Source organism: Citrobacter sp. C348, from assembly GCF_047467975.1.
Classification (GTDB): domain Bacteria; phylum Pseudomonadota; class Gammaproteobacteria; order Enterobacterales; family Enterobacteriaceae; genus Citrobacter; species Citrobacter gillenii.
Genome location: NZ_JASJUJ010000003.1, coordinates 342599 through 356451, shown reverse-complemented (window position 1 = coordinate 356451; position 13853 = coordinate 342599). Strand labels below are relative to the sequence as shown.

General features: G+C 54.4%; 14 protein-coding genes. 4 read left to right on the top strand and 10 right to left on the bottom strand.

Annotation, left to right across the window (positions count from 1 at the left end; translation table 11 throughout):
* Positions 1-11: 11 nt before the first annotated feature.
* Genes fliI through fliF form a run of 4 tightly spaced genes read right to left on the bottom strand, consistent with a single transcriptional unit; the run spans position 12 to position 4740 of the window.
* Positions 12-1382, bottom strand: coding sequence for a flagellar protein export ATPase FliI (gene fliI, locus QNN86_RS08335; RefSeq protein WP_096757510.1), 1371 nt, complete (start codon positions 1380-1382; stop codon positions 12-14).
* A complete protein-coding gene (gene fliH / locus QNN86_RS08330) occupies positions 1382-2089 on the bottom strand; it encodes a flagellar assembly protein FliH (protein WP_153879686.1) in 708 nt (235 codons plus the stop codon). The genes fliI and fliH overlap by 1 nt, the downstream gene beginning before the upstream one ends.
* The gene (gene fliG / locus QNN86_RS08325) at positions 2082-3077 is read right to left on the bottom strand and encodes a flagellar motor switch protein FliG (RefSeq protein ID WP_048211311.1); all 996 of its coding nucleotides are present in this window, start codon (positions 3075-3077) and stop codon (positions 2082-2084) included. The genes fliH and fliG overlap by 8 nt, the downstream gene beginning before the upstream one ends.
* Positions 3070-4740 carry a flagellar basal-body MS-ring/collar protein FliF gene (gene fliF / locus QNN86_RS08320; RefSeq protein WP_414210909.1) on the bottom strand — a complete coding sequence of 557 codons (1671 nt, stop codon included), beginning with the start codon at positions 4738-4740 and terminating at the stop codon, positions 3070-3072. The genes fliG and fliF overlap by 8 nt, the downstream gene beginning before the upstream one ends.
* 216 nt (positions 4741-4956) lie before the next feature.
* Between fliF and fliE the strand changes: the two genes are divergently transcribed.
* Positions 4957-5271 carry a flagellar hook-basal body complex protein FliE gene (gene fliE / locus QNN86_RS08315; protein ID WP_045444321.1) on the top strand — a complete coding sequence of 105 codons (315 nt, stop codon included), beginning with the start codon at positions 4957-4959 and terminating at the stop codon, positions 5269-5271.
* A gap of 54 nt (positions 5272-5325) precedes the next feature.
* On the opposite strand, the gene yedF is transcribed toward fliE, so the two are convergent.
* Together yedF and yedE are read right to left on the bottom strand one after the other, a co-directional pair.
* A complete protein-coding gene (gene yedF / locus QNN86_RS08310) occupies positions 5326-5559 on the bottom strand; it encodes a sulfurtransferase-like selenium metabolism protein YedF (protein ID WP_000790495.1) in 234 nt (77 codons plus the stop codon).
* Entirely contained in the window at positions 5556-6761 is a 1206-nt protein-coding gene (gene yedE, locus QNN86_RS08305) for a selenium metabolism membrane protein YedE/FdhT (protein WP_115258823.1), read from the bottom strand. The genes yedF and yedE overlap by 4 nt, the downstream gene beginning before the upstream one ends.
* A 185-nt stretch (positions 6762-6946) precedes the next feature.
* On the opposite strand from yedE, the gene yedD reads away from it, so the two are divergent.
* A complete protein-coding gene (yedD, locus tag QNN86_RS08300; protein ID WP_096757505.1) occupies positions 6947-7360 on the top strand; it encodes a lipoprotein YedD in 414 nt (137 codons plus the stop codon).
* A 40-nt stretch (positions 7361-7400) separates the two neighbouring features.
* Here yedD and amyA read toward each other — a convergent pair whose 3' ends face one another.
* The 4 genes from amyA to fliD all read right to left on the bottom strand — a co-directional run bounded on the left by amyA (position 7401) and on the right by fliD (position 11154).
* Positions 7401-8888, bottom strand: a complete 1488-nt coding sequence (gene amyA, locus QNN86_RS08295) for an alpha-amylase (RefSeq protein ID WP_414210908.1) — start codon at positions 8886-8888, stop codon at positions 7401-7403.
* 71 nt (positions 8889-8959) lie between these two features.
* Complete coding sequence (fliT, locus tag QNN86_RS08290) at positions 8960-9328, bottom strand: flagella biosynthesis regulatory protein FliT (RefSeq protein WP_096757503.1); 369 nt, start codon at positions 9326-9328, stop codon at positions 8960-8962.
* Positions 9328-9735, bottom strand: a complete 408-nt coding sequence (gene fliS / locus QNN86_RS08285; RefSeq protein ID WP_096757502.1) for a flagellar export chaperone FliS — start codon at positions 9733-9735, stop codon at positions 9328-9330. The genes fliT and fliS overlap by 1 nt, the downstream gene beginning before the upstream one ends.
* 15 nt (positions 9736-9750) lie before the next feature.
* Positions 9751-11154, bottom strand: a complete 1404-nt coding sequence (gene fliD / locus QNN86_RS08280; RefSeq protein ID WP_181619163.1) for a flagellar filament capping protein FliD — start codon at positions 11152-11154, stop codon at positions 9751-9753.
* Positions 11155-11409: 255 nt separating this feature from the next.
* Between fliD and QNN86_RS08275 the strand changes: the two genes are divergently transcribed.
* A complete protein-coding gene (locus tag QNN86_RS08275) occupies positions 11410-12945 on the top strand; it encodes a FliC/FljB family flagellin (RefSeq protein WP_414210907.1) in 1536 nt (511 codons plus the stop codon).
* 162 nt (positions 12946-13107) lie between these two features.
* Positions 13108-13827, top strand: a complete 720-nt coding sequence (locus QNN86_RS08270) for an RNA polymerase sigma factor FliA (RefSeq protein WP_096757498.1) — start codon at positions 13108-13110, stop codon at positions 13825-13827.
* Positions 13828-13853: the final 26 nt, after the last annotated feature.

Here is a 13853-nt window from a genome sequence, read left to right as displayed (position 1 = left end):
CTCCTGCTTAATCACACCCCAGGGAAAATCAGATCCAGCGCCTGCAGGGAATCTTCCCAGTCGGCCCGTTCAAAGATCCCTTGCTGTAAAAATGCCTCCAGCTGCGGCCACAAGGCGATGGCTTTATCCAGCATCGGGTCGCTGCCTTTGGCATATGCACCCACGCTGACTAAATCACGGTTACGCTGGAAACTGGACAGCAGCTGTTTAAAATTACGCACCCGCGCATAGTGTTTTTCGCTGATTAGCGAGGTCATTGCACGGCTGATTGAGGCTTCGATATCAATGGCCGGATAATGACCCGCTTCCGCCAGGTGACGGGACAGCACGATGTGTCCGTCGAGGATCGCACGCGCGGAATCGGCAATCGGATCCTGCTGGTCATCGCCCTCAGTTAGCACGGTATAAAATGCGGTAACCGAACCGCCGCCGTGAATACCGTTCCCGGCACGTTCCACCAGCGCCGGTAATTTGGCGAACACCGAGGGCGGATAGCCTTTGGTGGCGGGAGGTTCACCGATAGCCAGCGCGATTTCACGCTGTGCCATCGCGTAGCGGGTAAGGGAGTCCATAATCAGCAGGACGTGCTGTCCGCGATCGCGAAAATCTTCGGCAATACGCGTGGCATAGGCGGCGCCCTGCATACGTAATAATGGGGAGACGTCCGCAGGGGCGGCAATCACCACCGAGCGTGCGCGACCGTCGGCACCGAGAATATTTTCGATAAAATCTTTTACTTCACGACCACGTTCGCCAATCAGCCCAACGACAATGACATCGGCTTGGGTATAGCGCGCCATCATGCCGAGCAGGACGCTTTTACCCACACCGGAACCGGCGAACAGGCCCATACGCTGGCCGCGACCGACGGTTAGCAGCGCATTGATGGGCCGCACACCGGTATCCAGCACGTGCTCAATGGCGGTACGTTGTAGCGGGTTAAACGGTGGTGTAATTAACGCCCCGGTTTCCGTGGTGTCGGGCGCAGGCAGACCGTCGAGTGGTTTTCCGCTGCCGTCGAGCACGCGACCAAGCAGGGCGGGGCCCAGCGGCAACTGCTTGCCACTTTGCAGGCCTTCACCGGCAATGTTTTTTGCGTAAACACGTGCGCCAGGCAGAACGCCTTCGACTTCTTCGAGCGGCATCAAAAACAGACGCTGGCCGTTAAAACCGACCACTTCGCTTTCGACTTCCTGAGTGTCGTTGCCGTTTTGACGCTCAATCACGCAGGTGGCGCCCAGCGGCAGCTGTAAACCTGTAGCTTCCAGCACCAGGCCGGTGGCGCGGGTCAAACGCCCGTAGCGTCGTACCGACGGCAGCAGCGACATTTTCTCTTCGAAGTTATCCAGCGAGGTGAGCCAGCGGGTCAGACGGGTGGTCATTACACGACTCCCGGTGCGGCCAGACGGCAGAGTTCCTGCCAGCGCGTAGCGACGCTGGCATCCAAATCGCCTTCGTCGGCCGAGACTTTACACCCGCCATGATGCAGAGTTGGGTCGCCGCGCAGTCGCCAGCCGTGCAGGCTGAGGGTGGCGCCGAGCATCTCTTCCACGCGTTGGAGATCGTCCGGATGCACGCGCAGTTGGGGTTTGCCGCTAAACAGTGGTTCCTGCTGCAGCAGCTGTTGGATTTGTTTAATCAGCGCGGCGTTATCGACGATCGGCGTCTGGCCAATCACCTGACGTGCGGCTTCCAGCGCCATTTGCATCAGACGCGAGGCAATCACGCTGTCCAGCGCATCCAGCGTATTTTGAAACTCGCTCACTAGTTGCTGCATGCGGGCGTGTATCGGCGCATGCTGCGCCCGGGCCTGCGTCTGACCTTGCTCCAGCCCCTGCGCTAACCCATCCTGATAACCCTGCTCATGGCCTTTTTGCCGACCTTCAGCCAGGCCGGCGTTATAGCCTTGTTCATGCGCCTGCAACTGCAGTTGTGCCAGCTGTTGTTCAAGCTGTTGTTCAGCAGACAGTTGCGGTTCTTCTGCGTCGTCCGTCGGCAAGGGGCTGCTGTCATCGGCCAGCACGAACGCCGCCATCGGTGGCGCGAGATCGTCCGGGGTCCAGACTTTCCACGGCAGGTCGTTAGACATAGGTATCCTCGCCGCTGCCGATCACCATCTCGCCGGTTTCCGCCAGGCGACGCACAATCAGCAGAATCGCTTTCTGTTCGTTTTCTACCTGCGACAGACGTACCGGACCACGGTTGGCGAGGTCATCGCGCAGAATATCGGCGGCACGTTGCGACATATTGCGCAGGAACTTCTCGCGTAGCGGCTGTTCGGCACCTTTCAGGGCGATCAGCAGCGACTCGGAATCCACTTCCTGCAGCAGGCGCTGGATACTGCGGTCGTCGACGTCCACCAGGTTTTCGAACAGGAACATCTCGTCGATAATTTTCTGTGCCAGTTCGCCGTCGAATTCGCGCACGGCGGTAATGACCGCTTCTTCCTGCTGCGTTTTCATCAGGTTGATAATCTCTGCTGCCGTTCTCACGCCGCCCATTTTGCTGCGCTTCAGGTTCTGGCCGTCGAGCAGGCCGTTCAGCACTTCGGTCAGCTCCGCCAGCGCGGCCGGCTGCACGCCGCCGAAGGTGGCAATACGTAACATCACATCGTGGCGTAAACGCTCGTCGAACAGCGCCAGAATATCGGCCGCCTGGCCCCGTTTGAGGTGTACCAGAATGGTGGCGATGATCTGCGGATGCTCGTCGCGAATAAGGTCGGCGGCGCTTTGCGGCTCCATAAAGTTGAGCGTTTCGATGCCGCTGGTGGTATCGCGGGTTTCCAGAATATCTTCCAGCAGGCTGGAGGCGCGCTCTTCACCCAGCGCTTTCACCAGTACCGAACGCAGATATTCGTTGGCGTTAATGTTCAGCGCCGCAAACTGCTCGGCTTCTTGTTCAAACTCGGCCAGCACCTCGGTGAGTTGCTTGTTGGAAATCTGGCGCACGTTGGCCATCGCCGTACTGAGGGCCTGCACTTCACGCGTGGAAAGATGTTTAAACACCTCCGCCGCGCGATCTTCGCCAATGGTCATCAGTAAAATGACGCTTTTATCGGTGCCGCTAAGATTACTCATGTTCGTTATTCATCCACTGGCGGATGACCAGCGCCACAACGCGCGGATCGTTATCTGACATTTCACGAATACGCTGGCTCATGACTTCTGCGCCCAAGCGCTGGTTCGTACGACGCTGCTGGGTCTGCTCGTCTTTGCTGAGACGAACTTCTACCGCTTCTTCGGTTTCCTGACGAACGCGCGTTTGTTCCTGCGCGACTTTCGCCTCTTCGCTACGGCGGACCAGTTGCGGACGAACGGCTTTACGCCACAGTATCCAGGCCACCAGCAGTACCAGTAACCAGCGTCCGGCAATCATCAACTGCTCAATAAAGGACTGCTGTTGCCAGAATGGCAGCTCGCCGCCCGCGTCGTCGGTTGCCGTGAAGGGTGAGTTCACCACGTTCAGGGTATCGCCGCGCTTGTCGGAGAAGCCCATGGCTTCGCGGGTCAGATCCTCAATTTGCTTCATCTGATCGGCGGTCAGCGGCAGCGGTTTACCGTCCGGCAAGGTTTTATAGTTGATCACCACCGCCACGGAGAGACGCTGCACGTCGCCGACGTTCATTTTGGTATGACGAATGGTGCGGTCGACTTCATAGTTGCTGGTTTCATTGCGCTGAGTACTACGTGGGCCGGTATTCGCGTTATTGGCTGTCTGCGCGGTTTGCGTATTTTGCTGATTAGCCGGTGGCGTATTGATCGGCGCAGTATTCGCCGGTGCAGGCTGATTCGACAGGGCGCCCGGTACGCCGCCCGGTGCGCCGCTTCCTATTTGCTCACTGACGTTGAGCTGGCGCGAACGCAGTACAGCCTGCGATTCATCACCATTCGGGCTGTACTGTTCTTCGGTTTGCTCTTTATTGGCAAAATCCAGCTGTGCGGTGACCTGCGCGTGGACGTTACCGTTACCGACGATCGGTGACAGGATCGATTCGATACGACGCTGAACGCGGCCTTCGACGTCGCTGGCGTATTTCAGCTGCGCATCGTTCAGGTCACGGCTGCTGGTGTTCGACTGGGTTAACAGATGACCGGCCTGATCGACCAGCGTGACGTTACCCGGCGGTAAACCGGCCACGGCGCTGGAGACCAGATGGGTAACCGCACTAATTTGACCTTCATCCAGCGCCCGACCCGGTTCCAGATTTACGGTAACGGAGGCGGAAGGGGATTTTTGCTCACGGACGAATAATGAAGGTTTCGGCATGGCCAGATGGACGCGGGCGCGTTTAACCGGTCCGAGCGTTTCAATGGTGCGGGCCAGTTCGCCTTCCAGTGCACGCTGGTAATTCACCTGTTCGCTAAACTGGCTGATACCAAACTTTTCCTGGTCCAGCAGTTCAAAGCCCACCGCGCCGCCTTTCGGCAGACCTTGCTGGGCCAGACGCAAACGCAGTTCATGTACTTTATCCGCGGGAACTTCGATGGCGCCGCTTCCCTCGGTGAAACGATAGGGCACGTTCATCTGCGTCAGTTGGGTGACGATGGCGCCCCCGTCCTGATCGGAGAGGTTGCTGAACAGCGTGCGGTAATCTGGCGCTTTGGCCCACAGGACCATCGCTACGACGATCGCGACGGCAGCCGCGCCCGCCACAATCAGAGGGATTCTGGGATTCGCACGCAGGCGATTTAACCACTCGAGAGGTTTCAGTGGGGTTGCAGTCGATGCTGTCGCACTCATCTCGCACCTCGTGGATTATCGTGGACGGCGTTTTTTGCAAAGTGGAACAAGACTCACTCCCGGGTCAGCAAACTCGAAAAATTGACCGTCACATTATTTGCGGTTTTAAATTTTTCTATGCGCCAAAAACCGGGGGTTTTTATCGTTATTTAGCGCCTTTATCTTATTGACGAGCTGGTAATCTCTGCTACGTAAAAAATCATCCAGGGGATCAGAATGTCGGCAATACAGGGGATTGAAGGGGTCATCAGCCAGCTACAGGCCACGGCGACGTCAGCAAAGATGCAGGATATGCAGCCACAACCGACCGTGAGCTTTGCCGGTCAGCTGCATGCGGCGTTGGACCGCATCAGTGATGTGCAAACCGCATCTCGCGTGCAGGCAGAAAAATTTACCCTGGGTGAGCCGGGCATTGCGCTGAATGATGTGATGACCGATATGCAAAAAGCCTCGGTCTCTATGCAGATGGGGATTCAGGTGCGTAACAAGCTGGTGTCGGCGTATCAGGAAGTCATGTCGATGCAGGTGTAGGGACAACGTGCAGAAAATGTAGGCCGGATAAGCGCAACGCTATCCGGCAAACACTTACTTCTGAATCAAATAACGAATGGTTGGCCCATCCTGCTGAATATCCAGCACCGTATAGCCGTGATTACGTGCATCCAGCGGAATATTATTGATCGACTGCGGGCAGTCACTCACCACTTCCAGAATTTCACCTTTCTTCAGCTGCAGCATTGCTTCCAGCGTGGCGACAGCCGGGTAGGGACACGGTTCACCCACCATGTCCAGACGGTAATCAGGGACGATATTTTTCATGCGGATTCCTTAGCAGGCGTTAGCCCTGCACGGCGGAAGAAACGTTTTTCCCAGCCAATGATGAGCATCAGTGCGGCAAACAACAGCAGATAGGTCACCAGCAGGCCGCCGAGCGGACCGAAGGTGTTGAGCAGGTTCACTTTATCCCAACTGGTGGCAAGCGCCGGGGCGAAGTCATCCCAGTAGTAGGCCAGAATGGTCGAGCCGATTACGTTGCCCAGACCGACCCACCAGTAATGCACCTGACCTTCGACCGCGCGGTACATCCAGCCGGTTTCACACCCGCCCGCCAGCACGATGCCGAAGCCAAACAGCAAGCCGCCGATCACCGCGTTGGGACCGGCCCACATGATCTTCGCCTCCACGCCCAGTTGCACGTAGCTGAAGATACCGATGGCGCTGACCGCCATGCCGAAGATAATGGCTTTTGCCATATGGGTGCGCCCGGAAATCCACAGGTCGCGAAATGCCGAGGTGAAACAGATTTGCGCCCGTTCAATCAACAGACCGAATCCCACGCCGAACAGCATGGCTAACCCGAGCTTGGGTTTATCCATGGCGGTGAGCAGCGCCCAGCCGATCATGCCGATAAACACCAGCATGCCGAGGCGAAAACGCCGACGTGCCTGCTCCGGTTTTTGCGTCAGCGGCGAGGCGGCAGAGACTTTCTGCATTTTGACCGGAATACGGAACATCGGCAGCAGGGTGAAGCGTGCGCCAAACCATGAGCCAATCGCGGTGGCCAGCGCAAAGAACCACGCATGCAGGGAGAACTGTGGGATCCCGGTGAAGAACGCCGCGAGGTTACAGCCCATCGCCAGACGCGCGCCGAAACCGGCGATCATCCCGCCGATAATGGCCTGCATAATACGCACCCGACTGCGCGGCATACGTAATTTCACGTTGTTGGCCCACAGCGCTGCCGCAAAGCAGCCGCCGAACATGCCGAGGATCATCATGCCGTCGATACGGGTCAGTGGGGAGCCTTCGAGGTGGATCAGTTTGTAGTAACCCCACTCTTCGGCGTGAACGCCAAACAGTTGCAGGACTTGACCGCCCCAGCGAGTAAATTCGCCGGTTACCGCCCAGAAGGTTCCCGTAATGCCGAAATAATAAGTGGAGAGAATACCCGCCGCGATGACCGCAGGGGCAGGGGCCCAAAATTTAATTAACCAGGCCTGTTTGAAGTGTTGCCATGACATGCGTTTTGCCTCTGAACTCAGAAGGTATGTAACAAGAAGTGTGGATATTACACCGATCTGCGTTTTTGCCTATCAGTAATAAGAAGTAATCCCGACGGGATCAATCTTTATCCTCCGCCGCGAAAGGCTGGCGACATCAGGGGTTTAATGCCACAATCCCTTTTTCTTCGCATGCAGGATGAATGATGAAAAAATTAGCAATCGTTGGTGCATTTCTGCTTCTTAGCGGATGCGCCGAAGTTGAAAATTATAACGAAGTGGTAAAAACACCCGCGCCCGCCGGTCTGGAAGGCTACTGGCAGTCGAAAGGTCCGCAGCGCAAGCTGGTGAGTCCGGAAGCTATCGCCTCGCTGGTGGTGACCAAAGAGGGCGATACGCTGGATTGTCGCCAGTGGCAGCGGGTGATTGCGCTACCGGGGAAACTGACGATGCTCTCCGGCGATCTCACCAACGTGACGGTGAAGCGTGAGCTGTATGAGATTGAGCGCGAAGGTAATACGCTGGAATATGACGGGATGACGCTGCAACGGGTCGATCGCCCAACGCAGGAATGCGCCGAGGTGTTACAGAAAACGCCGCTGGCGACGCCGCTGCCGTAAGCGTTAAACCCCGGTAGCCCGCCGCTACCGGGGAAGTCCATTACAACACCTCTGCAATCACCCACACGCTGACGCTGCCGCCGTTGCAGAAAAACGTCGCTTCGCCGTTTTCATCGGTGACCACGCTTTCTTCGCGATTCCCCAGATAGTCTCGCCAGGTTTTATTGCCATAGTTCGCGCCAAGCGCAATGCTTTTTTCGCCGTCATCGCCGTTGGACAGCACCACCACACAGCCGGGGTCGTCGTCGGTACCGCTGCGGCTAAAGGCGATACAATTCGGATGATCAAAATACAGCGTTTGTACGCCGTGGGCGAAACGCTGACGGGCCAGAATCAGTTCATCAAGCTGTTCAATGATCGGCATGTCGATGGGATAGGTTTGGCCATCCCCGCCGGTATCTTCATAATGCGCGCCATACAGATCGGGGTAGAACACCGACGGCACGCCGTTTTCGCGCAGCAGGATCAGCGCGTAGGCCAGCGGCTTAAACCACGGTTCGACCGGGGCCTCCAGCGCCTGCAATGGTTGGGTATCGTGATTGGCGACCAGCGTCACCGCGTGAAACGGATCGGCTTCCACCAGCGTATCGGTGAAGATCTGGCTCATGTCATAATCGCGTCCCTGACGTGAAGCCTCGTGAAACTTCATCTGCAGGGGGGCGTCGAACAGCATGGTTTTCCCCTCCACCTGGTCGATGTAGTTTTGCAGTTTGTCGACTTCGTGGGACCAGTATTCAGCGACGATAAACAGCGGCTTGGGGGCTACCTCCTGCACGTGTTCGATCCACTCTTTATAAAACCAGGCCGGGATATGCTTGACGGCATCGAGGCGAAAGCCGTCGCACTGGGTTTGATCCATCACCCAGCGCGCCCAGTATTTGATCTCCTCGGTGACGGCATGATTACGAAAATCGATATTTTCGCCCATCAGGTAGTCAAAGTTGCCGAGCTCGTCATCCACCTGATCGTTCCAGCCTTCTCCGGTGTAATCGTTGACGATTTTAAAAATGCCGTCTTCGGTGGGATTTTCAATATGGTCGATGCCGCTGAAGCATTTGAAGTCCCAGATAAACTGTGAATATTGCCCGGCGCGGGCCGGGAAGGTGTAGCGGGTCCAGGCCTCGCATTCGACAATCTCATCGTCAATCTGCGTGCGGTCATCGGCGTTTACGCGCTGGACGCGAATGTGTTCTTTCTCATCGGCCCCCATTTTGTGGTTGACCACCACGTCCAGCAGTACCGCAATGTCGTTGTGTTTCAGCGCATCAATGGCGGCCAGCAGTTGGTTTTTATCACCGTACTTGGTGGCGACGGTGCCTTTTTGGTCGAACTCGCCGAGGTCAAACAGATCGTAGGAGTCGTAGCCAACCGAGTAGCCACCGGACGCGCCTTTATACGCGGGCGGCAGCCACACCATATTGATGCCGATATCGTTGAGGCCGCCTGCGCGTGCGGCAAGTTCGGGCCACAGCTGACCGCCCTCAGGGTAATACCAGTGGAAGTACTGCAATAACGTAGGATTTTTCATCTTCCGTGCTCCAGAAGTCGTTTGGCCGACCTCTGGAGTATGGAAGATTATTCAGACGAGACGGGAAAAAATTACGATGCGGTAGGGGCGTCAGGTACCAGCAGCATGCCGGAAAGACGACCATAGGCGTTATTCAGCGTCTTCTGGCGGGTCGACTGACCAATAAGCCCACTGAGTTCATCCAGCCGCTGTTGCAGCAATGCTTTGAGTAACTGCTCATTATCCAGCGTCTGTTTAATATACCCGGCCACGATGTTCTGAATACCTCGCGTAATGCCCGGTGGAGCCTCGTCTTCCATGACCACTTCAATACTTTGCAGATAGCTAACTTCCTGTTCCAGTAAAAGGTCCCATTCACCGCGCTGCGCCAGTTCCAGCAGCGAGTGACTGAGTAGCGCGATGCGCTGCCAACGGTTGACAAACTCCACGGCTGAGGTCATTAACGCGACTCCTGGGATGATGCACTCGGTGAGATCTGCTTCCAGGCTTCCGCAATGTTGCCGAGCAACCCTTCGACTTCTTCAATTGCTTGACAGTCATTATTCAAATTTGCGTGCAATAAACGCCGGACCATGTATGCGTATAGCGCAGACAGATGAGTGGCAAGTTCACCTCCTTTTTCATGATCCAAACCGGCGTTTAGGCCATTATCAATAATATTGATGGCTTTGCTTAAGGCCTCGCCTTTGGCGACGATATCACCCTGTTGCATAAACAGGCGAGCGCGCACCAGCGCGCTGTGCGCGCCATCAAACAACATTTCGATCAGCTGATGCGGGCTGGCGCTCATCACGGCGCTTTCCACGCTGACCTGTGCATAGGCTTTGGTACCGCTCGCGGTATACATGCTTACCTCGTGTTATCAGGAATTGTTCATCGCTGAGAATTGTTGGCCCAGATAGGTACTGGTGCCGTTGAGCTTACTCATCATGGAATCGAGCTGGGTAAACTGCGCTTTATAGCGCGCCACCACTTCGTCAATGCTGTTACTTACGTTCAGATACTGCTTGGTCAGCATTTTCAGGTTGGCGTTAATATTGTCTTGTGCATTGTCGATGATGCCGTCATCGGCCAGATAACCTTTAATTTCAGTGGCAATCTTGGTGGTAATCCCGCTTTCTTTACCATCGCCAACCAGCAGTTCACGGGTGGCTGCGGTGTTATCTTTCAGCGCCTTAGCCAGCTTTTCGTCATCAATTTTCAGCTTACCGGTTCCGCCGTCCTGGGTAATGCCAATCTCAGACATGGTTTTAAACGAGGATTCGCTACCGCTGTTCGCAAACGGTGCGCGGATGCCGTTTTGAATGGTACGTAAAACGCTGTCACCCAGCAGCGCGCCGTTATCGGTGCTGGCCGCTTCGCCCGGTTCGACTTCTTTATATTTGGTCAGCGTGCCAAAGGTATCGACCAGCGAGTTGTAGGCATCCACCCAGGTTTTAATCGCCGCGGTGGCTTTCTCATCACTTTTGACAACCGTGATGGACGCATCTTTTATTTCTTTGGTCAGCTGCAGCGTAATGCCCTGCGGGGCGTCGGTCACGGTATTGCTTTGACGTTCAATATCGATGCCGTTGACGGTCAACTGCGCATTTTGCGCGCCAACCAGCTGTTTCATCTTCCCGCTGCCAGCTTTGCTGTCATAGGAGAGTAATTCGCTCAGTTTTGCATCTTTATCCACCGAGATGGTCATTTCGCTCTCGGTGCCGCTTTCAGCGGTTAACACTAACTGGTAATCGTCTTCTTTAACTTTTACCAGGCTTGCCGAAATACCGCTGTCGGCATCATTAATCGCATCACGAATATCCTCGAGCGAGGTTTCGCCTTTGCCTAATTTGATTTCCAGTGGCTCTTTACGGCCCGGCTGCGAAATCGTGATGGTGCGCTCATCAACGCTGGTGTCACCTAATTGTTCTTTTGTAGAACTAATTTTCGTTGTGGTCGATAAAGACTGTGCCTGCGCCAGCTGGCTGACGCTGACGGTGTATTTCCCGGGGGCGGCACCTGCGCTGGTGCTGACTTTCAAATCTTCTGTGCTGCTGGTGGCCGTGGTGCTTTTAAACAGATCGGCGCTGTTGAGTGCGGTATTTGCCGTCTGAAATTTTTCTAACGCGCTTTTCAGCGTGCCGTAGGCGGTTAAGCGCGAGGTGTTAGCGCTTTGCTGCTGGGTAATGGGCGTTAAACGCTTTTTCTCAGCGGTTGTTAAATTTGTCAGCAATGTATCCAGCGGTAAGTTCGAACCAACGCCCAGTGATGTAAATGAAGGCATGCCTAATTCCTTGTGATTGCAAACAGTAGTTAACCGCTTTATCGGCAATCTGCGCGCAAAGTTTAATAATAGTTTTGCAAAAATAATGCCCAGAATAGTGGCAATTAAAGAGGGTATTTCCGCGGCTAAGAAAAAAGAGGGCGGAAACTAAAAATTTTCTAAAGTTCGAAATTAACGTGCCGATACATGGGTTACGGTCAGAAACCGTGGGCAACGGCCCAATAACATCAAGTTGTAATTGATAAGGAAAAGATCATGGCACAAGTCATCAATACAAACAGCCTGTCGCTGTTGACCCAGAACAACCTGAACAAATCTCAGTCTTCCCTGAGCTCCGCTATCGAGCGTCTGTCTTCCGGTCTGCGTATCAACAGCGCGAAAGACGATGCTGCAGGTCAGGCGATTGCTAACCGCTTCACCTCTAACATCAAAGGTCTGACTCAGGCGTCCCGTAACGCCAACGATGGTATCTCCATCGCGCAGACCACTGAAGGTTCTCTGTCTGAAATCAACAACAACCTACAGCGTGTTCGTGAGCTGGCGGTTCAGTCTTCTACCGGTACCAACTCCCAGTCTGACCTCGACTCCATCCAGGCTGAAATCACTCAGCGTCTGAACGAAATCGACCGCGTATCCGGTCAGACCCAGTTCAACGGCGTGAAAGTACTGGCGAAAGACAACACCCTGACCATCCAGGTCGGTGCCAACGATGGCGAAACCATCGATATCAACCTGAAAGAAATCAACTCCAAGACTCTGGGTCTTGATAGCCTGAACGTGCAGGATGCTTATAAACAGGTTGATACTGCTGTAACGAAAGATGTTAAGTCCTATGCCGATGGCGGGAAAACGCTTAGCACACAAAGTAAGACTGAACTTGACGGTGCGATTACAGGTGCTGTAGCAAATGATGTAACAGATGCTGAAGTTAAATTTAAAGATGGACAATACTATTTAGATGTTGACAGTGCAAAGCCTGGGATTAAGGGTGTCTACAAAGCAGACTATGATGAAACTACAGGCAAAGTAACTATTCCTGCCTCCAGCACAAAAGAGGCAGATACTGCGTTAGAAACTGAGATTCAGGGCCTGGCTGAAGTTACTAAAAACCAAGTAGAAGTAGTAACCAAAACTCCATTTACTCCAACAGAAATGACTGATGCGGCTAATGCCCTGAAGGCTGCTGGTGTTACAGGAGCAACGAAAGACAATACTACGTTGGTTAAAATGTCTTTCGAAGATAAAAATGGCAAAGCGATCGATGGTGGCTATGCACTTAAAGTCGATGGCAAGTTTTATGCCGCAGAATATGATGAAAAGTCTAATACGATCACTGCAAAAACTGTTGCGTACACCGATGATAAAGGTATGTCTAAAGAGGCAGCGGTTCAGTTTGGCGGTGTGAACGGCAAAACTGAAGTAGCTTCCGTAGGTGGAAAAGAGTACCTTGCCTCTAATGTTAAAGCGCATAACTTCCAGACTGGTGCAGCGCTGAACGAAGTGGCAACCACCAAAACTGAAAGCCCGCTGGCGAAAATCGATGCGGCGCTGTCTAAAGTAGCTGACCTGCGTTCCGACCTGGGTGCGGTACAGAACCGTTTCAACTCTACCGTTACCAACCTGGGTAACACCGTCAACAACCTGTCTGAAGCCCGTAGCCGTATCGAAGATGCTGACTACGCGACCGAAGTGTCCAACATGTCTCGTGCAAACATTCTGCAACAGGCGGGTACTTCTGTTCTGGCGCAGGCTAACCAGACTACGCAGAACGTCCTGTCTCTGCTGCGTTAATTTACACTTATCGCGCAAACCCCGCTCCGGCGGGGTTTTTTACATTCCGCTTTACCCGTAACCCTCAAATAACCCCTTATTTCACCCACTATTCACCCGATTAAAACCCCTGCAGAAACGGATAATCATGCCGATAACTCATTTAACGCAGGGCTGTTTATCGTGAATTCACTGTATACCGCTGAAGGTGTAATGGATAAACACTCGCTGTGGCAGCGTTATGTACCGTTGGTGCGTCACGAAGCATTGCGCCTTCAGGTGCGCTTGCCGGCGAGCGTAGAACTGGATGACCTGCTACAAGCGGGCGGCATCGGGTTATTGAATGCAGTTGACCGATATGACGCTTTGCAAGGAACGGCATTTACCACTTACGCAGTGCAGCGTATTCGTGGGGCTATGCTGGATGAACTACGCAGCCGGGATTGGGTGCCGCGTAGCGTTCGGCGCAATGCCCGCGAAGTGGCACAGGCGATGGGACAACTGGAGCAGGAACTCGGGCGTAACGCGACGGAAACCGAAGTGGCGGAGCGTCTGGCTATTCCTGTGCAAGAATATCGTCAGATGTTGCTCGATACCAATAACAGCCAACTCTTCTCTTACGACGAGTGGCGGGAAGAGCATGGCGATAGTATTGAGCTGGTGACGGAAGAAAATCAGCAAGAAAACCCGTTACAGCAGCTGCTTGATGGCAATTTACGCCAGCGCGTGATGGATGCGATTGACGCATTGCCGGAGCGTGAAAAGCTGGTGCTGACGCTGTATTACCAGGAAGAGCTGAATCTGAAAGAGATTGGTGCTGTTCTGGAAGTCGGTGAGTCACGGGTTAGCCAGTTGCACAGTCAGGCCATCAAACGTCTACGCACCAAGCTGGGTAAGCTATAGGGGGTAATCATTGCCCCTGAACAATG